Source organism: Microbulbifer weihaiensis (assembly GCF_048323715.1).
In the GTDB taxonomy this organism is placed as follows: Bacteria; Pseudomonadota; Gammaproteobacteria; order Pseudomonadales; family Cellvibrionaceae; genus Microbulbifer.
This window is the reverse complement of record NZ_JBLWFL010000006.1, coordinates 170,061-193,862: the sequence shown is the minus strand read 5'-3', so window position 1 is coordinate 193,862 and position 23,802 is coordinate 170,061. Positions and strand designations below refer to the sequence as shown.

Below are 23,802 nucleotides of genomic sequence, written 5' to 3'. Positions count from 1 at the left end.
CGTTGTTCTCGACTGAACCTCAAACTAGCCCAGGTGTTCACCAGTCTGCTGGCGCAACAGCAATGCATACCGGCCACCTTGCGCAAGCAGCTCCGTGTGCGTTCCGCTTTCCACAATTTGCCCCTGATCCATAACCAGGATGCGGTCCGCACTTTCAATGGTACTCAACCGGTGGGCGATCACGAAGGTGGTGCGGTTTTTCATCACCTCCGCCAGCGCGGCCTGAATGTGACGCTCAGATTCGTTATCCAGTGCGGACGTGGCCTCATCCAGCACCAGTACCGGCGCATCTTTCAATAGGGCCCGGGCAATCGCAAGTCGCTGGCGCTGCCCTCCGGACAGCATCTGGGCGTTATCCCCGAGAACGGTCTGCAACCCCTGCGGCAATTCCTGAATGAATTCCTGCGCGTGAGCAAGCTCAACGGCACGCATCACTTCGGCTTCGGATTTGCTGCCAAGCTCACCGTAGGCAATATTGCGATACACCGTATCGTTAAACAGCACAATATTCTGGGATACCAGGCTGATCTGCTCGCGCAGCGCCGCCACCGGAACCTGTGTAATGTCCACGCCATCCAGCAGGATCCGTCCGGACGTAGGTTCGTAGAACCGCGACAGCAGGCTCACCAGGGTACTCTTGCCCGAGCCGGACGCGCCAACCAGCGCCACGGTCTGACCGGATTCGACAGAAAAGTCGATATCGCTCAATACCGGTGGCCCCTTGTCGGTGTAACGGAACCCGAGATGCTCGAAGCGCACGGCGCCAGTGACCGGCTCAGGCAGTGCCAGATCACCGCCCAGAGGCTCCTTCGGCGCATCAAACACCTCGAAGATACTCTCTGCCGCGGCAATACCCTTCTGGATTTCCGCATACACCTCTGAAAGGTTACGTATCGGTTTCGCGAGAGAAGCCGCAGCACCGATATAGGATGCAAATACCCCGGGCGTCATCGACTCAACCATACCTGGCGCCAATGCGAACCAGACCAGCACGGCGGTCGCCAAACCCACCATGATCTGGATTACGGAAACACTGGCATTGTCGGCGACGACAAGCTTCATGAATTGCTGGCGGTTGGCATTGCTCGCGGCCTGGAAGCGACCATTTTCATACGTGCGACCACCGTACATCCTGACGACTTCGTACCCGTTGATCGCCTCTTGGGTAACGTGCGTGACGTCGCCCATGGTGTTCTGAATACGATGGCTCAGCTTGCGGAAACGCTTGCCCACCACGCTGACAATCACCGCAATGATCGGCACAAACAGGAAGAAGGTCAGGGTCAGCTTCCAGTTCACCATTAGCAGGTAGGTCAGCAACCCGATCGCGGTGAACGAAGACCGGATCATGGTCTTCAATGCCTTGGTAATGGAGTTGGTGACCTGCTCAACGTTGTAGGCGACCTTGGAAATGAGAAAGGCCCCGGTGAAGCGGTCAAAATAGCTGCTCGGCAGCTGACCGATATGCTCGAACAGCTCTGTGCGTAATTGATGGATAACCGCACGCGCCACATAAGCCAGGCCGTAGCTGCCGACAAAGTTTCCGATGGCGCGGAACACAATGATCATCAGCATAGCGGCCGGTACCAGCCAGCGCGCGGTATCCTGCGGCATCACACCGCCGGGGAAATGCCCGGCGACAAACTGGGACAGGAAACCCCGGCCCTGCTGGATACCCGCCCCCACGGCGTCGAGCAGAAGCTCGGTCACGGCAATCAGCGTGACTTCCATAAAGGAAAACAGCATGAAGCCCAGCACCGCAAGCACAAACAGCGGCCACTGAGGCAGTGCATACGATAACAGGCGGCGATAGGTACGGGCGCCATGTTCAGGCGTCTGCACGGGTAGAGGCGTTTTATCCATAGAATTCTTGGCAGTGTGTCCTGCACGGGCGCCGCCAACCTGGCGAAGCCCGCATCAGCAAGCCACCCGGGTGCGTCTCCGCAACCCCGAGTGGTTCAACACTATATAGATTACTGTTCGCCCGGCTGCCGGGTGGTGATACTGAGGTGGACAAACCCCAGCTGGCCAGCGGCATCCATGGCGCGAACCACTGCCTGGTGCTCGGCAGTGGCGTCTGCGGTAATGATCAGCGGGCGATTGTACTCCCCACCAGACACTTCCGACAGCGCAGATTTCAGCGTAGTCAGTTTCTTGTTGATCAGCGCGCGACCATCGACGGCGTAAGATCCATCCGCATTGATCAGCACTTCAATCGTAGAAGGCGGGTTATCTGCCTTGGGGCCTGCGGCCTCGGGCAGGTTCAACTTCAGGTGACTTTCCTTGGTAAAGGTGGTCGTCACCATAAAGAAAATCAGCAGCAGGAACACCACATCGATCAGTGGTGTGAGGTTGATCCCCTCCTGCTCTTTACTCTGGCGGCGAAATTGCATGCAGCGCTCCTCGGTTTGGCTCTGGGCGCTTACGCAGCTTCGATACGGCGGTCGCTATGCAGGGCATCAACCAGCTTTACCGCTTCCTGCTCCATGGTGACCACAATGGAATCCACCTTGCGCTGGAAATAGCGGTGCGCCATCAGCGCGGGAATGGCAACGGTCAAACCAGCTGCGGTGGTGATCAGCGCCTGGGAAATACCGCCGGCGAGCACGCCCGCATTTCCAGTGCCTTCCAGCATAATCGCGGTAAATACCTGGATCATCCCCACTACAGTACCCAGCAGGCCTATCAGTGGCGCCACCGCGGCAATGGTGCCAAGCACGTTCAAAAAACGCTCAAGCTCATGCACAACCTGACTGGCGGCTTCTTCAATGCTGTCTTTCATGACATCACGGCCGTGGCGGGAGTTGGACAGGCCGGCGGCGAAGATACGCCCGAGCTGGCTCGAATCACGCAGCTCCTTGATTTTTTCGGTGGTCAGCTGATTGTTTTTCAAACTGCTCCACACTTCACCCAGCAGGCCTCGCGGCGCGATCTTGCGCTCATTAAGGCTCCAGAGGCGCTCAATGAAGATGGCAATGACAGCAACAGAACAGAGCAGGATTGGCAGCATTAACCAGCCGCCGCTTTTTATAATTTCTAACACGTTTTCTATGCCCCAAAACAACGGAACGGAAAGTGACCGAACCTTGAACTTGAACGTAGCGAATTCAGGTCGTGGCCGGAGACTCTACCACAGGTCGTGGCGCGGGCTAAGCGCTCGCGGGGCATGTTTTTCATCCTTGTGAACAGGATTGCAAAACCTTCGGGGCCACCCAACCGCGCGCAAGCCGCATGAATACTATGTATCAAAAAGAAAAGCCGCCTTGCGGCGGCTTTTCTAGAGGACGGCAAGTCTTGAGAATTACTTACCGGGGCGCTCCGGGCGCTGCGGTTTTTCAGGGCGCTCGGCTTTTTCCGGGCGAACCGGTTTTTCCGGGCGATCCATTTTTGCCACACGCTCTACCTTGGGCGCCTTGGCGGTGCGTTCGGCACGGGCGAGGTCACGCTCTGCATGCTTCTCGGCACGCATCGCATCGCGTTCTTCATGGCGAGCAGTCTTTTCGCTCATGTCAGGACGGTTAGAGCGGATACCACTCATCACCTCACCCAGATTCACGCCAAGGGACTTGGCGATCTGTCCCCAGCCCATGCCATCTACCTGACGCATGCGCAGGATTTCATTCAGGGAAGCATGCGCGTCAAGCCCCATTTCCCCTTCAGCTGCTTCGGCCTGGGAAATACCAGCCAGCTGCTCGGCAAGCGCCATGGCTATCACGACGTTTCCGTAACCCATACCAGCGCCGCCCTCAGCGCCCTCTTCCACTTCCGGCGCATCGCCTGTTGAAACTTCAACTTCAACTACAACGCCTTCATCAGCGCCATCTTCGCCTTCAGCGACCACTTCAACAAAATGGATACTGCCATCGCGCAATCCGGCCACTACATCCTGGGCTTCCTGTTCGCCACCGAAGAAGTCGCTAAACATACCGGCAATGCGGTCACCGGGCACAGAGCTGGCTACCTCAACCACCTCGACATCAGTCTCAGGTAAATCTTCATCAGCCCAAACCTGCGGCATTACAACAACGCCCGCCAACGCTGCGGCCAGTGCTGTCGCTTTAAATGGAAGCTTCATCCTGCTTTCTCCTGGTTACTCTGGTTACGCCGGCAACTTTTGCGTGCCGGCATCGTCATCATCAAAATAAGTTTGCGTTAAGCCGGGGATCAATTTGCCGGACGGTAGCTGACCTGAACGCCAAATCCCTGATCCGGGCTGCCGTCGGCCAAGCCGATATAGCCATACACCATCCCGCTCCACTGATTGCTGAGCTTGTGACTGTAATAGCCAAATACTTCGGTCTGCCTGTCGGCCTGGGCGGTCGCTGCCTGCTGGTAATCCAGGGAAGCACCAACGCTTGCAATGTCACTGAGGCGATAACCGCTGCCCACGGAGGTATACCAGACATCACGCAGTTCTACGTCAGGCAGGTCGCCCTTGTATTTTTTGGCGAGAGTGACAAACGGCGTAAAGTCACCCATCACTGTGAATACTTCGGCCTGCAGGGTGTAATCCGTCTCGCCGGTACCCAGCCCCTTGTCTTCATCAGCCAGCGGCACCTTGTACTTCGCAGAGAGGTCAACAAAGTACTGTTGTGCGATTGGCTCAAGGCTATAGGTACCCGTCAGCCACAGGTCGCCGAGACCGGAAGCACTGGAGATAACTACTTCATCAGCACCGCTGTTGCCACCGCCATTACCATTGCCTTTGCCTTTGCCCGGACCGACAAGAAATCCGCCGTCACCACCGGGAATCACACCACCGGGGCCCTCGACCTGCGTCCATGGCAGGGAGGCCTTGAACGTCCAGCTCGCATTCGGGGAATAACTTGCGGTAAATGGCATGGATACGATGTCAGTGTCTGCGGTATCACCGTAATCACCGCTACTGATATCGGTACCGAGTGTGTATTTCCACTCCGCGGCGAGACTAACGCCGGGAATCGCAATGCCCGCGGCTACGAGGATCGCTCCGGCTACCTGACTAATTTTCATACGATCAACCAAAACTACTATTGTTGAAATTACATGGCACGATAGCACCGAGTCCACGGCATAAACTTTGACCCAGCTCTCATCCGCACCTCATTAACATGTGCAAACCCCATGAAAATGCGTTCTTGCGACCGGCTCCGCAACGCCTGCACCAACATCATCATGTACCGGCCGCACAAGACGCCGAGACACCCGCGCGCTCTTCGGCAAACCAGAACCTGAGCGACTCGCGGGCGCAATCAATGTCTGGCATCGACTGGCCCTCGCGCCACGAGAAGCGGATGGCTCCCAGGCTCGCCGTGTTGAACATCTTTACCCCGGCCGACCGGTAACGGCGCGTCACCTGGGGATGGGGATGCCCGAAGTGGTGCCGGTACCCGGTACTGAACGCCACGAACTCCGGCCGCGCCCATTCGATCAGGGCCTGAGACGAGGAAGTTCGCGAACCGTGATGAGGGGCCACCAACAGGTCAACCGGTGCAAATTCGGGGAACCGCTGCGCCAGCTCCCGCTCCACCTGTCGGGAAATATCCCCGGTAAGCAGAATCCGTGTTTCTCCCCAACGCAACAGGCCGACACAGCTGTGGTCATTTTCTTCCCCGCTGATCGGACCGGGTGCCCCCACCGGATCCGGCCACAGCCATTCAAGTGTGAGACCACCCCAACGCTCTACTTTGCCGGCCACACACTGGCTGGTGGATCCGAGAACAGATGAGCCCCCAGCCAACCTCTGGCCAAGCGCCCCGGGCGCGATCAATGCGCGAACCTGAACCGACTGAGCCAACCCGGCCACGCCGCCCGCATGGTCGCGATCGCCGTGGCTTACCACCAGCGCATCCAACGCGCGGTGGCCGTTACCGATGAGAAAGGGCGCGACAATAGCCCGCCCGGCGCTCCAACCGCGATTGGTATCCGCACCTGCGTCCACTGCCAGCTGGTGATCGCCGGTATCGACAACCACCGCCAGCCCCTGTCCCACGTCCAACACCGTAACGCTGAGTGCGGGCGCAGGCGCCGGCTGGCCAGGTAATTCCCACGCAAGCACTACGGGGATAAGGCACCACCCCATCCTGCGCCCGGGAAAGCCCCGTGGCATAAGCAACATCACCACACTGACCAGGCCAAGAATCACAACCGTTATGCCCGGGGCTGGCAGGCCGTGCCAGCCAGCAAGAAACCCATTGCCCCAGTCCAGAAACGCAAGCAATTGCCCCAACTGCCAGCTGGCAAACGACCAGCAAAGCTCGGTTAGTGCGTCAGCCGGACACAAAGTTCCCAGCAGGATTGGCGGCAGGATCAAAAAGCCCACCCACGGAATAGCGACAAGGTTGATGATCAGCGCCGATACACTCGCACCGGAGAAGAAAAGGATTGAAGGGATCAGAAGTGCCAGCGCAATCGCCCACTGGCTGCGCCATGCGGTACTCAGGTAGCTGCTCATCGCCTTCCACAACCGCGGCGATGGAGTATGGGCGTCTGCGCCCCCGCGCACCGAATAGGCCCCTTCCACTTGCTGCCGGCCACTGAAGCGCAGCAGCAGCGCCGCCACAGCCCCGAACGATAGCCAGAAACCGACGCCAAGCACCGCCAGTGGTTGCCATACGAGCACCAGCGCCAGCGCCACGGCCACAGCCAGACCGGCGGAAATACGCCTTCGACAAATCCAGGCCACAAGAGCGACGCTGGTCATCAGCCAGGCGCGCTGTGCAGAGAGCGGCGCCCCACACAACAGCGTGTAGCACAGGGCCCCCAAAATCCCGCACAAGCCAATCACGACTCTCGGGTTGTGCGGAATCACAAGCCCGGTGATTCGGCTCACCCCGGCCCCCAGCAGCAGGAAAAAGCCGGCCACCATCCCCACGTGGAGGCCGGATATGGCCAGAAGGTGCCCTGTGCCGGTGGTGCGCAACAGCTGTTCATCATGCGCCGTCAGGCCTGAGCGATCGCCGAGCAGCAGCGCCCGAATCAGGCGCCCGTATGGCCATGAGCCCTGATCGATGCGGGATCGAAGGCGCTCACGCAGCGCGGGCATACCCGCGCCATCCTCAAGCTTCAATGGCCGCCGCGACTTATCCCGCACATAGCCGGTTGCATAAACCCCCTGCTCCAGCAGCCAGGCCTCATAATCAAAGGCGTGCGGGTTAACGGTACCCCGCGGGCGCTTCAGTCGTGCCTGCAGCTGCCAGCGGCTGCCGGCCTGGGGCACACTGGCGTGTTCGATACCGTACCAACCGAGCACCACAGCCTGGCCATGCATGCCGGAATCCGCCACAGACTCGATCTGCGCGGTAAATTTCACATCGTAGAGATGGCTATCCGACTTCGCGGGATGCCCGAACGCCGAAGTCGCCGGCGTTACTTCCGGCAGCGAGGTCACGCGCACGGTGACGTCCACATCGGCACCATGCATGGCCTCTGGCAGCCGCTGGTCCAGGGCCTGGCGATCCACATACAGTGCCCACGCCGTGCCAATCAGGACAGGCAGAAGCAGCCGGCAGCCAATACGTACCAGCGTCCCGCTGCCCTTACGGGCCGGCCTCTGAACCCGCGCCCCAGCTAAATCGCCGCCAAAACGGGGAAACTGAGACCCGAAAGCAAGCACGGCGACCAGCAGCACCACCAGGAAGTAGCCAAGCCAGCCGACCGCCGAGATATGGGGCAATGCAGGCCAGAAGGCCACCTGCCCGATACCTGACGCCAGACACCACAACCAAAGTGTTAAGGAACCTGACCAGCCCCGAAAACCCCTTCCCTCACCCAATGGACACTCCTGATCCAATTCCGCTGTTTCCCTGCTTGACGCACTTTATCGGGACTGAAAACCGCACCGCCACCTGGACAATTCTTCGCCACCTTTCCGCCCCAAGCCCCCGCCATTCGGGACTTTACTGCCTTTCTGCGCACTTTTTAGTCACAAAACTTTCAATTAGCTTACACATTTAACATGTTTGTAACATTGCGGTAGCAAACTGCGCGGCATCTGATCGACGGACAACGTCTTAATAATTTCCATCAGTGAGACCGCAGATGAAAAAGACCGCAATCTCCCTTGCCATCGCTGCCATGATCCCCGCATTTGCCAGTGCGGAAGAAGTGTTCAACTTCTACGGCAAGGCAAACGCTTCCTTCCAGTCCAATGACGAGGGTGATGGCTCCGTTACCGATATCAAGAGCAACGCCTCCCGCCTCGGTGTAAAGGGTGAGCTGCCGCTGGACAGCGGTATCAAGGGTATCTACAAAATGGAATACGAAGTAGATATCGACGGTGAAGCTGACGAGACCTTCAGCCAGCGCAATATCTTCGCTGGCCTCGAAGGCGGCTTCGGACAGGTCATCGGCGGTAAATTTGATACCCCGCTGAAAGTTGCACAAAAGAAAGTCGATCTGTTCAACGACCTGGAAGGCGATATCAAGAGCCTCATCACCAAGAGTGACAACCGCGAATCCAACAACTTCCAGTACACCACCCCGTCATTTGCAGGTTTCAAGGTTTCCGCAGCTTACATCAGCAATAAAGATGCGGAAATTTTCGACGACGCAGGCAATCTGGTCGACACCCGTGATAACGGTACTTCCGTATCCTTTGCTTACGACAACAACGGCGTTTACCTGGCCTACGCCTACGATCAGGATGTGGAAGCCAACGATTGGAATGTAAATCGTGTCATTGGCCAGTACGACTTCGGCAACCTGCAAGTTGGCGCGCTGTATGAAGAGCAGGAAAAAGCCGACAGCAGCAAGCAAGACGGCTGGATGACCTCCGTTGCCTACAAAATCAATAACTGGACTGCGAAAGCCCAGTATGGCCAGTCCGACATTGTAAAAACCGATGGCGAAACCTTCAGCCTGGGCCTGGACTACAAACTGTCCAAGGCCGCCAAAGTGTTCACCTTCTACACCGATGAAACCGCTGCGGGCGACTACGAGCGCAGCTACTTCGGCGTAGGTACCGAATTCAAGTTCTAACAAATTCTTGAATTCCTGGGGGCGCTACTTAGCGCCCCTTTTTTATTTCCGTTTTATGACTGCTTTTTTTAACTGCACCAGCAGCAATCAACCCCGCTTCACCAAATACTCCATCTCCCATCAGCTTCACAGCTGTAACTCTTGAGTGCCACTCCATACACGCTGCACCCCGCGCATCGGTGCGCATATGGTCGCCAGGCGGCAAAAGGTGCCAACAGGTTTGGCCACCGCTCTGCATACCTCCCAGCTGCTCCAGCTGTGTTAGCATCCACGGTTCCGGAAAATAAAAGAGAGTCTTTAACCAAATGCATCGCACCAAAATCGCGCTGACTTTCGCAGCTGCCCTACTCGCAGCCTGCAGCAAAGGCCCCGGGGAGACTGCCTCGACGCCCACGGACGTGGCATCTGAAACCCAGATCACACTGCCCGCAGGTGTAACCCTGGTCGAAACCTTCGATGGTGATGGCGCAGAAATCGCCATTCCATACAGTAAATACAAGCTGGCAAACGGACTCACGGTTGTTCTTCACGAAGACAATTCCGATCCGCTTGTGCACGTGGATGTCACCTATCACGTGGGCTCCAACCGCGAAGATCCGGGCCGCTCAGGGTTTGCCCACTTCTTTGAGCACATGATGTTCCAGGGCTCGGTCAACGTAGCCGACGAAGAGCACTTCCGCATCATCCAGGAGGCCGGCGGCACCCTGAATGGCACCACCAATACCGACCGCACCAACTATTACGAAACGGTACCAGCCAACCAGCTGGAAACTGTGCTCTGGTTGGAATCGGACCGCATGGGCGTGTTCCTCGACGCCGTGACGGAAGAAAAATTTGAAGTCCAGCGCGAGACCGTAAAAAACGAACGCGGCCAGCGCGTGGACAATCGTCCCTACGGGCGTGCACTGGAAACCATGTTCGCCGCCACCTACCCGGATGGCCACCCCTACTCCTGGCCGGTCATCGGCTGGATGGAAGACCTCAACCGCGCCGACCTTAACGACCTAAAGCGCTTCTTCCTGCGCTGGTACGGCCCTAACAACGCGACGCTGACCATCGGCGGGGATATCGATAAGGCACAGACACTCGCGTGGGTGGTTAAATACTTTGGCTCCATCCCCGCCGGCCCTGAGGTTGAAAACCTGCCCAAGCAGCCCGCCACCCTGGAGTCTGATCGCTACGTTACCCTTGAGGACAATATTCATCTGCCTGCACTGGCGATGATGATCCCGACAGTTCACAGCAATCACCCGGATGAGCCTGCGCTGGACACGGCAGCGGAAATTCTTGGCCAGGGCCAGGACTCCATGCTCTACCAGCGCCTGGTGCAAACCGGCCGCGCGGTATCCGCGAGTGTGAGCCACTCCTGTAAGGAACTGGCCTGTGAAATGTGGTTCATCGTGATCCAGAACCCCGCCTCGGGCGAGTCACTGGCAGAAATGGAAAATGCAGTACGCGAAACGCTGGTCGAGTTTGCCAAGCGCGGCGTCACCGAAGATGACCTGGTGAAATTCAAAGCCGGTTATGAGTCCAGCCGCGTATTCGGCCTGCAGTCCGTCGCCGGCAAGGTATCGACTCTGGCCGCTTTTGAAACATTCACCGGCAGCCCGAAAGGCATCGACAAGGAAATCAAAGCCTACCTGTCTGTTGCCACAGATGACGTCACTCGCGTATTCGACCAGTACATCGCCAACAAGCCCGCGGTACTGCTGAGTGTGGTTCCTAACGGCAAGCCTGAACTGGCGGCCGCCAAGCAGAACTACGAGTGGAAACGCACCATCCCTGAGGCCTACGCCGACGAAGACAAAGCACTCGCCCTGCGCCCGGTGAAAGACAATTTCGACCGCAGCGTACAGCCTACCCCTGGCGTCAACCCGCAGGTGGAACTGCCGGCGATCAAAGACGGAAAACTGGAAAATGGCGTGCGCCTGCTTGCCGTTCAGAATGACGAAACGCCGACGGTTACGATACAGGCGGTATTCGACTTCGGTCAGCGCGACGAGCCGCGGGGCAAAGCCGGCCTGACCGCACTGATGACCTCCCTGATGGGCGAAGCGACCACGGAGCGCAGTGCCGCAGAGTTCACTGAAGCCCTGAAACGCCTGGGCGCGGGCGTCAGCATCAGCAGCGGACAATACGAGACCACAGTCAGCCTGAATGTACTGGCGAAGCATCTCGATGAAGCCATGCCCCTGATGATGGAGCGCATCCTCAAGCCTGCATTCACCGAAGAAGACTTTGCCCGCATCAAGCAGCAGACCATCGAGGGCCTGCAACAGGCACGCAAAACGCCACAGGGCCTCGCAACCCGCGCGCTCGGCGCAGTGATGCGTGGCCAGGAGCACCCACTCAGCTTCCCGTCCGCCGGCTTGCCCGGCACTGTTGCCAACATCACCCTCGACGACGTTAAAAGCTATTACAAGGCACACTTCCCCGCACACCTGAGCGGTGTCACTGTGAGCACCAGCCTGCCACACGAAACCATCATCAAGTCACTTGATGGCCTCGCAAAGCTGAAGGTCTCTCACCCGGCACGGGCGGCCCTGGCGTTCGAGAAGCCGGAAATCAAAGGCCGCACCGTCTATCTGGTCAACAAGGAAGGCGCCGCACAGTCGAGCCTGCGACTGGGCCAGCCTGCCCTGCCTTACGACGCCCTGGGTGACTACTACCTCGCCTATCTGGGCAACTTCCCGCTGGGTGGCAACTTCAACAGCCGCATCAACCTGAACCTGCGCGAAGACAAGGGCTATACCTACGGTGCCCGCACGTACCTGATGGGCGAACCCCGTGACGGCATGTACCTGTTCAGCTCTGAGGTGAAAAAGGAAGCCACTGCAGATGCACTGAGCGAAGTCCTCAAGGAATTGGAAACCTTTGACGCGGAAGGAATGACGGAAACCGAGTTCAGCTACCTGCGCTCCGCCATCGGCCAGCAGGAAGCGCGTAACTACGAAACGCCGGACGCAAAACTCGGCCTGCTCGGCAACATCCTGAGCTATGACCTGCCACTGGACTACCGCTCACAGCAGGGTGCCATCCTGAAGGAAACCGATCGCAAGACCCTGAACAAGGTCATTACCGACGTGCTGACGCCCAAGGACATGGCCGTCGTCATTGTTGGTGATGCCGCTGCGATCCGCGAAGAGGTAGAGAAACTGGGCATGCCCATTGTGGAGCTGGATGAAGACGGCTACGTAAAAGAAACCGCAAAAGCGGCCGAACCAGAGTCGGCGAGCTTGTAACCGCCTGCTCCACCCAATAAATGAGGCGGCTTCGGCCGCCTTTTTTTGTTCGGCATTTTTATCATCCGGCGCCAATGGCGGCGGGTTAAACACGCGGGTGACGGCTTCGTCCTAGGCTTAAAGCAACAGGATGCGTTTTTCGAACGGAGCTTCGCAGTATGAAAGTGCCTTCGAGAGCGTGTACGGTGTTGATCTGTGCACTGCTGACCTCTACTTATTGCAAGGCCAACCAGCTTCCTGGGTGGCAAACACCCTGGCTCCTGCCGTTCGACCTCAACCATCCTGGCTACCCTGCCGACCCGGACAATTACCAAACTCCTCCAGCACAACAGCAGGACACCTACGACTTTGCCTGGCAATCCTTTATCGCATTGAACTGGCCCTGGAAAGAAGGAGGCCCCGGCGGACAACCAGATCCGGGCGCAAAACTTGCCGGTATCGCCAACAACGCCACGCCACACCCAATTGTGGTGTGGGAATCGTACATGCAGCCGGAAACCGCCTTTACACCGCCACAATACTGGCCAGTAAATTGGGGTAATCCTGAGTTCGCCGAACTCCAGCGCCAACCCTCGCCTCCCTGCTACTCCAACAGCTATGTGTATGGGCGTCCCTTCGCTGCCGGGATCAACCAGCCCTACACGAATTCCAATGTCCCGACCGGTCCGCTAGTCGACCAGAACAAAGAGTTTGTACGGGTGGAGGTTCTCCTAAGCCAGCCCTACTTCCGCTACATCAAGCAATTCAAATACTACGATGCGGACAACCAGATCCTCGCGGTAAACAACTTCATCGAATACGCAAATGAACACGAAGCCGCACCCATACCGGCTCGGAACCCCTATGACGACAGCAGTAAATTTCAGCCACTGCCCACCGGGCTGGAGTTCTACTTACGCGACCTGCCACTGTATGCACGCCAGGGTATAACCGAAGTCAAAGCAGCATGGAAAGTACTGAAAACCAGCGGGCCCGACGCGGACATTCCCGGGCGCTACTTTCGCCGCATTCTCCAGTTCCCACTGCCGGATGGAACCCTCAGCGAGCCCAAATTGATGGGTTTGGTGGGCTTCCATATCCACCGGGTAACACCGTTCGGGCACCTGCCCTCAACCTTCGAGCACGTGGACAATGTTCGGCTACAGAAGCGCTTTAACGATCCGCTACCACTACCGGCACACCCTGCGCTCAATCCCGGTATTGAAGGCGGGCAGTTTCTGGCTGGCGCTCCACAGTACCCCAATGGCTATGAAGTCGACGGCCGATCCGGTGAAGCCGGCTTGATCCCCCCGGCTTTCAAGCTCGGCGATTTGTTGCCGCAAAAGTCCGATATCAAACAGGTAAATGTTTCCCGGGAGACACCAATTCCTGCGGATGTGCAGCTCGCCAACAGGAAGTATCAATGGCTTCTGCGGGATACGGTTTGGTCCTATTACCAGTTGATCGGTACCCAAAACAAAAACCTGCAGGCCCCCAACCGGCACCTGGGGCCGGGTATCCCGGGTGCACAGCATTCCAATGTGCAAAATTTGGTGAACACCACATTGGAGACCTATACGCAAAAAGGCTTCAGCTGTTCACGCTGCCACCTCAATGCCTTCCCTCACGGTGTTAGCGTATTCCCGCCCTATGAGGAGCGTTTTGAGGCTCTTCACGTAATGAGTTTCCTGCTGCTCAACGCGAAGTCCGGCCAGGAGGAAAATCCGCAAATCGGATGTTCGATGCCCTGACCGCAGCCGCGGTCTCACTGTTTAAGCTACGCGGATAAGCTTCGATAGGCAGTTGCGGTGCTCAATCCTGGGGATTCACCTCTCAAGAGGCATAAAAAAGGCCACGCTGAGGTGGCCTGCATAATCAGTGACAGGGCGATATCTGTGCTTGCATCAGGCCCGGGCTGCGCGCGCGGCGTGCAGCTTTTTATAGCTCTCGATGAGGCGCAGGTGCTTGTCGAGACCTTCCAGTTGCATGTTGGTCGGTGTCAGGCCATGGAAGCGGACGCTGCCATCTACCGAGCCGACCACAGCCTTCATTTTTTCTTCACCGAACATGCGCTGCAGGTTCACGATGTAATCTTCCAGCGCCAGCTCGTCGTCAAGCTCGATTTCCAGCACTGCGCGCACCGCCTGGTAGAACAGACCGCGCTCCACAGTGTTGTCGTTGTACTGCAGGAAGCTTTCCACCAGTTCCAGCGCTTCCTCGTGGCGCTGTAAGGCCAGGTACACCAGCAGCTTCAGCTCGAGCACGGTGAGCTGCCCCCAAACCGTGTTCTCGTCAAACTCGACACCGATAAGGGTAATGATGGTCTCGTAATTGTCGATCTGACTCTCCTCAAGGCGCTCGACCAGATCTTCCAGCGCATCATCACTGAGGCGGTGCAGATTGAGGATATCCTCGCGGTAATCCAGCGCCTTGTTGGTGTTGTCCCAGATCAGGTCTTCCACCGGATATACCTCGGAATACCCCGGCACCAGAATCCGGCAGGCCGGCGCGCCGAGGTCTTCATAGGTGGCGACATACACTTCTTTGCCCATGTCCCTGAGGATGCCAAACAGATCGGTGGCCTCTTCCGCATTGGTCTCGGCGTGATTGCCGGTAAAGTCCCACTCCACAAATTCGTATTCCGACTGGGCGCTGAAGAAACGCCAGGAAACGACACCGGTGGAATCGACAAAGTGCTCCACAAAGTTGTTGGGCTCAGTGACCGCCAGGCTGTTAAACGTGGGCGGCGGTACATCGTTCAGGCCCTCGAAACTGCGCCCCTGCATCAGCTCGGTGAGACTGCGCTCCAGCGCAACATGAAAACTCGGGTGCGCGCCGAACGAGGCGAACACGCCGCCGGTGCGCGGGTTCATCAGGGTCACGCACATAACCGGAAACTGGCCGCCCAGAGAAGCGTCCTTGACCAGGATCGGGAACCCCTGCTTTTCCAGCTCCTCGATACCTTCAAGGATCTCCGGATACTTCTCCAGTACCGAGCGGGGGACGTCCGGCAGTGCAATCTCCTGCTCAATAATCTCCTTCTTCACCGCGCGCTCGAAGATTTCCGACAGGCACTGCACCTGCGCTTCATGCAGGGTATTACCCGCGCTCATGCCGTTGCTGAGGAACAGGTTTTCGATCAGGTTGGAAGGGAAATACACCACTTCGCCATCGGACTGACGGACAAAGGGCAACGAGCAGATACCGCGATCCGCGCGCCCGGAGTTGGTGTCTACCAGATTGGAGCCCGCCAGCTCGCCGTCCGGGTTGTAAATGGCCAGGGTGTAATCATCGAGGATACCGGCCGGCAGCGCATCGTCTTCTTCCAGTGCAAACCACTTTTCATTCGGGTAGTGCACAAACGCCGCGTTCGCGATCTCTTCGCCGAAATACTGATCGTTATAGAAAAAGTTGCAGTTGAGGCGTTCGATGAATTCGCCGAGGGCGGAACACAGGGCACTTTCCTTGGTTGCGCCCTTGCCGTTGGTAAAACACATGGGCGAGGCCGCGTCGCGGATATGCAGCGACCACACATGCGGCACTATGTTGCGCCACGAAGCGATCTCAATCTTCATGCCCAGATCTGCCAGGATCCTGGTCATGTTGGCAATGGTCTGCTCCAGTGGCAGGTCCTTGCCTTCGATAAACGTCTGGTGCTCCGCATCCGGCTGCACCATCAGCAGTGCCTGCGCGTCTTCCGCCAGATTCTCCACCGTCTCGATCTGGAAGTCAGGCCCGGTCTGGATCACCTTCTTGACCGTACAGCGATCAATGGAGCGCAGGATACCCTGCCTGTCCTTTTCGGAAATGTCCTCCGGCAGCTCCACCAGGATCTTGAAGATCTGGTTGTAGCGATTCTCGGGATCGACGATGTTGTTCTGCGACAGGCGGATATTGTCTGTCGGGATATTGCGCGACAGGCAGTACACCCGCACAAAGTACGCCGCACACAGCGCGGAAGATGCGAGGAAATAGTCAAACGGGCTCGGCGCCGAACCATCCCCCTTGTAACGGATGGGCTGGTCCGTAATGACCGTGAAGTCGTCAAACTTGGCTTCAAGTCTGAGGTTATCGAGGAAGTTGACGTTAATTTCCATGGGGACTACCGGAGTCTGAAAGTGGGGCGCCGAAGACGCTGAGGGCGCGCATTATCCAGAATTTAGGGTAGCCCGTCTCGGTTTACTGCAGCGCGAGATCACCCCTTTACAAGAAAGCGCGCAGGAAGATCAGCCTATCTTTACCCGCCACGTTGCGTATCCGGCGAATAGGACCAACCGCCGTCGCCGTGATACACCATCTGGCGAGTCATGCCCCCATCTACCGTGATGTCCTGGCCGGTAATGAAACTGCTCTTGTCATCACACAGGAACATCACCGCATTCACGACATCCGCCGGGCTGCCAACACGGCCCACCGGATGCTGTGTCGCGTCACTCCCTTCAAACTGTGTATTGGTGGTGTCGATCCAGCCCGGGGAAATGGCGTTCACCCGCGCCCTCCCCGCCAAAGTCACTGCCATCGCGTGGGTCAATGCGCTGATACCGCCCTTGGCAGCGCTGTAGCTTTCGGTGTTCGCCTGGCTCATGGTTGCGCGCGTGGACGATATGTTCACCACGCTTGCCCCGGGATTGAAATGTTCCTGCAACAGCTGGGTCAAATAAAACGGCGCGGTAACACCCACACGCAACACGTAATTGAAGTCGTCGAACGAACAGGAGTTCAACCCGCCGCGTGACAGGCAGGCATTGTTGATCAGGTAGTCCACGGCGCCGTGCTCCGAAACCACCTTGGACGCAAATGCCTTCAAAACCTGCTCATCGGCGATATCACCGACGAAATAGTCGTTTTCCTGCACATCAATGGAACACACAGTGACACCCTGTAGGGTAAAGGCATCGCAGATCGCCTTACCAATACCCTGGGCTGCCCCGGTAACAACCGCAACTTTTGCTTTGCTCAAGACAAGCTTCCTCCATCGTTTTAACGCCTTGCGCCGGCCTGGGCCTCAACACCGGCGCTGAACACTACCCCATAAAACCGGGGCATATTATTCAGAATTCCCGGACGCTCGTCTAAAGCAGTTACCAGCTATCGGCTGCGGGCCGCCAGCAGGTAGAGCATTTCCAGGGCCAGTGTGGCGCCAGCGAGGCTCGTGATCTCCGCATGGTCGTAGCACGGTGCCACCTCCATGACATCCATCCCGATGATGTTCAGGTCGCCAAGCCCACGAATGATCTGCAATGCGCGGTCGGAGGTCAGTCCTCCAATCACCGGCGTGCCGGTACCCGGCGCAAAGGCCGGATCCAGGCAGTCAATATCGAAGCTCAGGTATACCGGTGCGTCACCCACGCGCGCGCGGATGCGCTGCAGGGATTCCTCCAGCGAATGGCTGTTCATCCAGGCCGCGTCCAGTACCTCAAACGGGTGGGTCTCCACCGTGTACTCGGTACGTATACCCACCTGGATACTGCGCCCGGTTTCGATCAGCTCTTCACGCACCGCGTGGTGGAACATGGCACCGTGGTTGTAAACATAGTCGGTGGCCTCGGTATCGGTATGGGCATCAAAATGCAAGAGCGCCACCGGACCGTGTTTGCGCGCATGGGCACGCAGAAGCGGCAGCGTAATGAAGTGGTCGCCGCCCAGGGTCAGCAAGGTCTTGCCGGCGGATACAATGTGGTCCGCGTGCTGCTCGACCAGTGCCGCCATCGCGGCACTGTCACCATCGCGGAACACAATGTCGCCGTAATCAATGGCCCGCAGCCGGTCACCCAGCGCAAACCGCCAGGGCCAGCGTTTGTTTTCCCAACGCAATTGGGCGGAAGCCTGGCGCACCCCAGACGGCCCGAAGCGGGAGCCGGAACGACCGGTCGTGGCAAGGTCAAAAGGCACGCCCATCACTACGGCATCCGCGCCATCCAGATCACGAGACAGGGGCAGGCCGCAGAACGAGAAGATGTTCGCGTAGGTATTGGAGAATTCAGATAAAAAACGGGTATCAGACATGAGAGGTTCCTGTGTCCACTCCGGCTTTACATAACAGCGCGGAAAAAACGGGACTATTCGCCAGAACACCTCGAGCGGAGGCCGGGTACGAGGATGCCATGGCGACACTCTCGTTTTGGGATTCCCAGCGCCCAGAACGGACTTCAGGTTTAACGTCGTGATGTTTGCGACGGCGGTCGAACCGCAGGCGGAGTATGCCTGAAGGTTGCCAACTTTCAAGTACCCCAACCTGACTCACGCGAAAAATTATCGCCGACCGGAAAGTACCTGGGGCACCGCCCGGCACCACATTCTATTAAGGGTCTGTAAGGGTCTGGGCTCGCGCAACGGCTGCCGGACCAGGGACTCCTTTTTCCTGCACCCTGCACCACTGAGACGCACCGTCGGCAAGCCATGCCCAGGGTGCCGGCTTTGGGCGAGGCCACAGGAACGTAAGAATGGAGGGTCGGATTTATCCGGCTTCGCCGGGCTACGCTTTGGCGCTTGGCCGAAAACTGTAAGGTGCTTGATCTACATCAACGCCAACTACTCGAACACCGGTAAGGTAGCACACGGTAGTTGCGGTCCGTTATTGCTCTCACAACGGAATAATCAAACGAAAAGGATCTGAAAATAAAGGCCGTAGAGAATTAAACACAGAAAAAGAAGAAGGTAAGCATGGCTAAGATGTTATGGGACACATCGCTAAATACCGGCATCAGCATTATTGATGAGCAACACAGAGGCATTGTGGATTACATCAATAAACTCGACGAGGCAGCACAGGCCAATGATCGCGATAAAGTAACGCAAGTTTTGATGGGATTGATCAACTACACAGCATCTCACTTCGCATTTGAAGAGAGCCTGCTGGAGCAAAACAAATACCCGCTCCTGGATGCACACAAAGCCGTACATGCCAGTTTCGTAAAGCGTATTCAAAAATATTTCGATGCACACAAGGCCGGGCAAAATATCGCGAAAACCCTGTCGGGCGAACTGCAGATCTGGCTGGCGAATCACATAAAGAACGAAGATGGTGATTACGTAAAGTCGGTGAACATCAAGACACCATCGGGTTCACTACTCTCTCGCATGGTTGCGAAATTCTTCTGATCCCGAAGCCCTCGAGTTTATACAGTGTTCGAGGGCCAGTCCGCCATCAGGGAAGGTAACCGGTCATCTCCAGATAGCCCTCGCCTGCCTGAGTGCCGGTCACAGTGACAGGGCCCTCCCAATAGCGCAAGGTTCCCGGGTTCCAGTAATCACCCGGCCAGGAGCGGATGGAAAGATCCATATTCGCCAGGGGAATTTGCAGCTGCCAAACAACCGGCACCTTACCGAATCGGCTGTCGCGATACTCTACTGGCTTCAGGGTGAATTGTTTCGCCGCCAATGTGTGCGCACCGCCGTCCGCGGCGACCAGCGTGGCCGAATAAAAATCTTCCGCACCGCGCACGCGGAATGCCATCAGGTGTCGACCGTCTTCCAGGTGCAGCGCCATCCAGTCCCAACCCTGCTGGTCCGGATTCAGGTACTGGCTGCTCCACTCGCGGTCGAACCAACCCTGCCCTGTGACCCGGAAGTTGTCGCCGCCAACTTCGATTTCGCCGTCTATGGCGAGCTTCGGGTAACTGAAATACATGGAGCCGCCCCCACCGGCGGACTTGGCACTGAAGCCCCCCTCCCCGTTCAGCACCGCCGGTAACTGGACCTGCAACCGCAGCTGATAAGTGAAGTCTTCAGTACCCACTGCCAGATCCCACTGATCAGGCCCTCGACTGTCGAGCCGCCAGTCATCGATCCAGGCGCTGAACGGTTGCGCGGTTGCCCCCGCCTGCCCGGTACCGCCACGGGCGGCGCGATCGGCGAAGTGGTGGTCATCCGGGCGGCTCAGCGCGGCATGGGCCAGCCAGACTTCGTTGCGCTGCCAGCCGGGCGTCTTTTCGGCATAAGGCCCTGGGCGCAGGCCGTTGCGAAACAGGGTCCACTGCACACCGAAATCCTCACCGTCCTCGGTGCGCAGGTTGGCCGTGAGATACCACCATTCCAGCCGGTATTGCGGGTGAGCCCCCAAATCCTCCGGCAGACGCACAGGCATCCCCAGCGCGGCCTGCTTGAACCCCGCCGGCGGTTCCCGCAGGGCGCCCATTGACGATTCATCAACGGCATCTTTCGTACATGCGACCAGAAGCACTACGATGGCGAACACTGCGCGCCACAGCCCGTTGAAGGTTGAATTATTCATTTTTCAGGGTCTCCAGCCGCACGGGGTTACCCACCAGCACACCGACCACCGCACCAATCAACAGGCACAGCAGCCACACCTGCAGCCAGAACCCGGGATAGAAATGCAGCGGTAATGCCCAGCCGAAGGCGGCGGGATTGACCTTCGCCACCAGCACCCAGCCGAGGAAAATACCCAGCGGTGTCGCCAGCAGCGCGAGCAAGCCGGTCACCAGCATGCTGTGCGCGACCAGCCGGCGGCGCAGCCCCGATCGCGGCACGCCGTAGACATGCAGCAGCGTATAACTCCCCTGCCGCAAGCGAAAAATCACTAGCCCCATCAGCGCCAGCGCCGTACCGGCCAGCGTCAGGGTCAACGTATTGAGCAGGCGGGTCATTTGAAAGGTGCGGGTGAATGCGCCGTTGGCCGCCTCTTTCAGCCCGGCCTGGTCGCGCATGCGGCTTCCAGCCAGCCACGGATACTGTTCTGGCCAGTCCCGCCACGGCAGTCTGTCGACATCGGGCGCACCCAGTACAAACGCGGTATAACGGTCCGGCAGTGCATCGCTCACCATGGTCAACGGCACCATCAGCTCGCCGTCGGGCCGCCCGTAGTCGGCGTAGATTCCGATGACTTCGCGGGAAACTGGCATTTCGCCGAGGCGGATGCGCACGCGATCGCCCAATGCCAGCGACTGCCGGCGTGCCAGCTGTTCGTTGATCAGCACACCGCGCACTGGCAGCTCAGCCCAGAGATCGGGCACCGCAGCGAGGAAAGGCCAGCCCTGCAACAGCGGCGAGGCCGGATCTATCGCCATCACATCCACTGGCAATTCTGACGGCTTCGCAGTATCTGGTGACCCGACTTCCAACAGCGCGCGGCCGCGCACCATCGGCAGCACCGCGGTGATTCCCGGCAACGCCTGCAATTGCGCGCTCCAGGCTTCAGTGACAATGGGACGCCCGGGATCCAGGTACAGATCGCCCTGCAGCCGCTGGTCGAGCCAGCGCGCGAAGGTGGATTCGAAGCCGGTGACCATGGCCTGAACGCCGATAGCCGTGGCAATGGCAAAAGCCAGTGCAGTGAGTGGCAGGCCCAACAGCCGGCACAGCGCGCGCATTTCCGAACACGACCATTCCAGGAGAGGTTTCTGACAACGGCGCTCGAGCTGCGCGAGCAGGCCCGCCAGCACTTCCGGCAACAACATGCCGATGCCGATCAGGCAGCCCGTGGTGGACGCGAATATCAGCCAGAGTGTAGTGGTCGACAGCAGCGCAACCAGAGATACTGAGACCAGCGCAAGCGCACCAATCCAGCGCCACCTGGTTGCCGCCGCGCGGCCCGCGCTATTGCGGAAATTCGCGCTGCCGTGGCGCTGGTTGTGCCGGATCGCGAACAGATCCAGGCAGGCCCACCCCACCAGCAGCGCCAGAATCAGCACCATACCGAGCCAGGTTTCCGCGGTCGGTGCACCTTGCGCGAGGGTGTCCACATTGAACAGGCCGGATAGTGTGCCGGCAAAACCATCCGCCATCGCCGAGGCCAGCACCCCACCCAGCCACACACCGAGGCTGCCGCCCACCAGCGCCACCAGCAAGACTTCCGCGATCAGCGCCCAGCGCAGTTGCGCCGGCGGCACACCCAGCCGCACCAGAATGTCGAGGCTGTGACGCCGCTGCTCCAGCGCAAAGCGGTACACACTGCGCACCAGCAATGCCGTCACCAGCAACGCGAGCGCGCCCAGTGCATCGAGACTCAACAGGAAGGCATTCACCAGGGGATCCGGTTGCACGCCATAGTCTTCGACCTCGGTGCGGTAGCCCAGCGGGAGCGGCAACCGGTCAATCTCCGCTGCCGGCAACAGAATCGCCAGCGTGCCATTCCCTCTTGAGGCGAGCTCCGCGGCCACGGATATATCTGTCAGCAACTGCCCGCGCGGCAGCCCGTCCAACTGTTCTAGTTCAATTCCCGCGGCTTCCGGCAGCGACAGTTGCCGCCAGCGCGCCAGATCCGCTGCGCGTCCGAACAGTACCGGATCGCTGAGTGCCGAGAGCAGTTTTTCCGCAATGCCTGCAGGCTCGCCAGCCCCGTCTTGCGGCGGACGATATTGCTGCAGGCATCCGGCACTGAACGGATCGATACCCACCACCAAGGGAGCATCACCGGCGTCCAGGCGCACTTCCAGCTGTGGCGAGGCGCAAAGCCCGGCGCGGCGCAATTGCACGAAATCTTCCACCGCCAGCGGGCGCCCATCCACGCGCACGGCACGCACCAGCGGCTCAAGCGCGGCGCGCGAACGGGCAACCGCGTCTTCTGCAGAACCGGTCAGCGAACGCACCCCGCTCCACAACATGGCAGCACACACCAGAATCAGCAGCAGCCCCGCCAATTGACCGGGATGACGGCGGTAATGACTCAGGAAAACTGCGCCGAGACCCATGGGCTCAGTGCTCCGTCACGCAATTCGAGGATCCGGTCGCAGCGCTGGGCCAGCTCCGGGTTATGGGTGACGATCAGCGCACCCAGGCTGCGCTCGCGGATCGCATCGAAGAACAGCGGAGCCACGCGCTGGGCCGTGGCGTAGTCAAGGCTGCCGGTGGGTTCGTCGGCGAGAATCAGTTCCGGCTGCATGGCGAAAGCGCAGGCCAGTGCCGCCCGCTGTCGCTGGCCACCGGAAAGTTGATCGGGATAACGCTGTGCCGTTTCCGCAATGCCAAGACGCTCCAGCAGCGCGTCGCCGTCGTGTCGGTGCACGCCGGCGAGCCCGGCGCGAAAAGCGATATTGCGTGAGACGGTGAGTGTGGGGATCAGGTTGCCATCCTGAAACAGTGTGGCGATGCGGGTGCGGCGCATTTCTGCCCAGTCGCTTTCTGTCAGCTCCGTATGCGCGCGCCCGAACAGTCGCAGCTCGCCACTTTCTGGTGGCAACAGGCCATTGAGCAGGTTCAGCAGCGTACTTTTGCCGGATCCCGAGGGCCCGATCACTGCCACGGCCTCACCACGCCGCAGCTCAAGCGATGCACCATGCAATACACGGATCTGTTCGCGGCCATTGTGGTAAGACCGCTCGAGGTCACGTGCCTCTACTAGCAGGGAATCATTCATCGAGGGCCCTTTCTTGCCTGATACGCTGCTGCCTCACAAATTTTTTGCCAGCGGGCTTACCGCATTCCCCGCTCCCTGAACGCCCATGCAAGCTCGACCTGCAAGTTTTTGAGCACGACCAATCAGAGCCAGAACCTGAACCTGACCGACAAAACATCGTGACTGAACAATAGCAGGCGCAAAACCAACGGGGGCAAAACACCCCAGCAATTCCACCCTGCTCGCACGCGGACGCCGCACCTGCTCCGCACCGAGCCAAACACTGCCGAACATGTAATCCAGCCAGGAGAACTGCGTCATGCCATT

At 58.7% G+C, this 23,802-nt stretch carries 17 protein-coding genes; 4 read left to right on the top strand and 13 right to left on the bottom strand.

Going from position 1 to position 23,802, the window contains the following annotated elements:
• Positions 1–24: 24 nt before the first annotated feature.
• From msbA to ACNKU7_RS08995, 6 genes are all read right to left on the bottom strand, one after another.
• Positions 25–1,863, bottom strand: a complete 1,839-nt coding sequence (gene msbA, locus ACNKU7_RS09020; RefSeq protein WP_418296643.1) for a lipid A export permease/ATP-binding protein MsbA — start codon at positions 1,861–1,863, stop codon at positions 25–27.
• 110 nt (positions 1,864–1,973) lie between these two features.
• The gene (locus tag ACNKU7_RS09015; RefSeq protein WP_418296642.1) at positions 1,974–2,393 is read right to left on the bottom strand and encodes an ExbD/TolR family protein; all 420 of its coding nucleotides are present in this window, start codon (positions 2,391–2,393) and stop codon (positions 1,974–1,976) included.
• 29 nt (positions 2,394–2,422) lie between these two features.
• Positions 2,423–3,043 carry a MotA/TolQ/ExbB proton channel family protein gene (locus ACNKU7_RS09010; protein ID WP_418296641.1) on the bottom strand — a complete coding sequence of 207 codons (621 nt, stop codon included), beginning with the start codon at positions 3,041–3,043 and terminating at the stop codon, positions 2,423–2,425.
• 258 nt (positions 3,044–3,301) lie between these two features.
• Positions 3,302–4,075: a hypothetical protein gene (locus tag ACNKU7_RS09005; protein ID WP_418296640.1), complete on the bottom strand. Its 774-nt coding sequence runs from the start codon at positions 4,073–4,075 to the stop codon at positions 3,302–3,304.
• Between the two features lie 89 nt (positions 4,076–4,164).
• On the bottom strand, positions 4,165–4,992 hold the full coding sequence (locus tag ACNKU7_RS09000) for a hypothetical protein (RefSeq protein ID WP_418296639.1): 828 nt from the start codon (positions 4,990–4,992) through the stop codon (positions 4,165–4,167).
• Positions 4,993–5,152: 160 nt separating this feature from the next.
• On the bottom strand, positions 5,153–7,672 hold the full coding sequence (locus tag ACNKU7_RS08995; RefSeq protein WP_418296638.1) for a DNA internalization-related competence protein ComEC/Rec2: 2,520 nt from the start codon (positions 7,670–7,672) through the stop codon (positions 5,153–5,155).
• Between the two features lie 347 nt (positions 7,673–8,019).
• Here ACNKU7_RS08995 and ACNKU7_RS08990 point away from each other — a divergent pair, with 347 nt between their 5' ends.
• From ACNKU7_RS08990 to ACNKU7_RS08980, 3 genes are all read left to right on the top strand, one after another.
• The gene (locus ACNKU7_RS08990; RefSeq protein WP_418296637.1) at positions 8,020–8,958 is read left to right on the top strand and encodes a porin; all 939 of its coding nucleotides are present in this window, start codon (positions 8,020–8,022) and stop codon (positions 8,956–8,958) included.
• A 305-nt stretch (positions 8,959–9,263) separates the two neighbouring features.
• A complete protein-coding gene (locus ACNKU7_RS08985; RefSeq protein WP_418296636.1) occupies positions 9,264–12,200 on the top strand; it encodes a M16 family metallopeptidase in 2,937 nt (978 codons plus the stop codon).
• A gap of 158 nt (positions 12,201–12,358) precedes the next feature.
• The gene (locus tag ACNKU7_RS08980; RefSeq protein WP_418296635.1) at positions 12,359–13,930 is read left to right on the top strand and encodes a hypothetical protein; all 1,572 of its coding nucleotides are present in this window, start codon (positions 12,359–12,361) and stop codon (positions 13,928–13,930) included.
• Between the two features lie 153 nt (positions 13,931–14,083).
• On the opposite strand, the gene ACNKU7_RS08975 is transcribed toward ACNKU7_RS08980, so the two are convergent.
• From ACNKU7_RS08975 to speB, 3 genes are all read right to left on the bottom strand, one after another.
• Positions 14,084–16,276 carry an OsmC domain/YcaO domain-containing protein gene (locus ACNKU7_RS08975; RefSeq protein WP_418296634.1) on the bottom strand — a complete coding sequence of 731 codons (2,193 nt, stop codon included), beginning with the start codon at positions 16,274–16,276 and terminating at the stop codon, positions 14,084–14,086.
• Between the two features lie 140 nt (positions 16,277–16,416).
• On the bottom strand, positions 16,417–17,139 hold the full coding sequence (locus ACNKU7_RS08970) for an SDR family oxidoreductase (RefSeq protein ID WP_418296633.1): 723 nt from the start codon (positions 17,137–17,139) through the stop codon (positions 16,417–16,419).
• Between the two features lie 128 nt (positions 17,140–17,267).
• Complete coding sequence (gene speB / locus ACNKU7_RS08965) at positions 17,268–18,185, bottom strand: agmatinase (protein ID WP_418296632.1); 918 nt, start codon at positions 18,183–18,185, stop codon at positions 17,268–17,270.
• A gap of 657 nt (positions 18,186–18,842) precedes the next feature.
• On the opposite strand from speB, the gene ACNKU7_RS08960 reads away from it, so the two are divergent.
• On the top strand, positions 18,843–19,280 hold the full coding sequence (locus ACNKU7_RS08960) for a bacteriohemerythrin (protein ID WP_418296631.1): 438 nt from the start codon (positions 18,843–18,845) through the stop codon (positions 19,278–19,280).
• Positions 19,281–19,326: 46 nt separating this feature from the next.
• Here ACNKU7_RS08960 and ACNKU7_RS08955 read toward each other — a convergent pair whose 3' ends face one another.
• The 4 genes from ACNKU7_RS08955 to ACNKU7_RS08940 are packed head-to-tail and all read right to left on the bottom strand — an operon-like array spanning position 19,327 to position 23,796.
• Positions 19,327–20,412, bottom strand: a complete 1,086-nt coding sequence (locus tag ACNKU7_RS08955) for a lipocalin-like domain-containing protein (RefSeq protein WP_418296630.1) — start codon at positions 20,410–20,412, stop codon at positions 19,327–19,329.
• Positions 20,405–22,831, bottom strand: coding sequence for an ABC transporter permease (locus ACNKU7_RS08950; protein WP_418296629.1), 2,427 nt, complete (start codon positions 22,829–22,831; stop codon positions 20,405–20,407). Before ACNKU7_RS08950 ends, ACNKU7_RS08955 begins: the two co-directional genes overlap by 8 nt.
• Positions 22,807–23,496, bottom strand: a complete 690-nt coding sequence (locus ACNKU7_RS08945; RefSeq protein WP_418296628.1) for an ABC transporter ATP-binding protein — start codon at positions 23,494–23,496, stop codon at positions 22,807–22,809. The genes ACNKU7_RS08950 and ACNKU7_RS08945 overlap by 25 nt, the downstream gene beginning before the upstream one ends.
• 33 nt (positions 23,497–23,529) lie before the next feature.
• Positions 23,530–23,796 carry a hypothetical protein gene (locus tag ACNKU7_RS08940; protein WP_418296627.1) on the bottom strand — a complete coding sequence of 89 codons (267 nt, stop codon included), beginning with the start codon at positions 23,794–23,796 and terminating at the stop codon, positions 23,530–23,532.
• Between the last annotated feature and the right edge of the window lie 6 nt (positions 23,797–23,802).

Coding starts and splice junctions, on each gene's coding strand:
- msbA (WP_418296643.1), bottom strand. CDS start 1,863: ATGGATAAAACGCCTCTACCCGTGCAGACGCCTGAACATGGCGCCCGT.
- ACNKU7_RS09015 (WP_418296642.1), bottom strand. CDS start 2,393: ATGCAATTTCGCCGCCAGAGTAAAGAGCAGGAGGGGATCAACCTCACA.
- ACNKU7_RS09005 (WP_418296640.1), bottom strand. CDS start 4,075: ATGAAGCTTCCATTTAAAGCGACAGCACTGGCCGCAGCGTTGGCGGGC.
- ACNKU7_RS09000 (WP_418296639.1), bottom strand. CDS start 4,992: ATGAAAATTAGTCAGGTAGCCGGAGCGATCCTCGTAGCCGCGGGCATT.
- ACNKU7_RS08990 (WP_418296637.1), top strand. CDS start 8,020: ATGAAAAAGACCGCAATCTCCCTTGCCATCGCTGCCATGATCCCCGCA.
- ACNKU7_RS08985 (WP_418296636.1), top strand. CDS start 9,264: ATGCATCGCACCAAAATCGCGCTGACTTTCGCAGCTGCCCTACTCGCA.
- ACNKU7_RS08980 (WP_418296635.1), top strand. CDS start 12,359: ATGAAAGTGCCTTCGAGAGCGTGTACGGTGTTGATCTGTGCACTGCTG.
- ACNKU7_RS08975 (WP_418296634.1), bottom strand. CDS start 16,276: ATGGAAATTAACGTCAACTTCCTCGATAACCTCAGACTTGAAGCCAAG.
- speB (WP_418296632.1), bottom strand. CDS start 18,185: ATGTCTGATACCCGTTTTTTATCTGAATTCTCCAATACCTACGCGAAC.
- ACNKU7_RS08960 (WP_418296631.1), top strand. CDS start 18,843: ATGGCTAAGATGTTATGGGACACATCGCTAAATACCGGCATCAGCATT.
- ACNKU7_RS08955 (WP_418296630.1), bottom strand. CDS start 20,412: ATGAATAATTCAACCTTCAACGGGCTGTGGCGCGCAGTGTTCGCCATC.
- ACNKU7_RS08950 (WP_418296629.1), bottom strand. CDS start 22,831: ATGGGTCTCGGCGCAGTTTTCCTGAGTCATTACCGCCGTCATCCCGGT.
- ACNKU7_RS08945 (WP_418296628.1), bottom strand. CDS start 23,496: ATGAATGATTCCCTGCTAGTAGAGGCACGTGACCTCGAGCGGTCTTAC.
- ACNKU7_RS08940 (WP_418296627.1), bottom strand. CDS start 23,796: ATGACGCAGTTCTCCTGGCTGGATTACATGTTCGGCAGTGTTTGGCTC.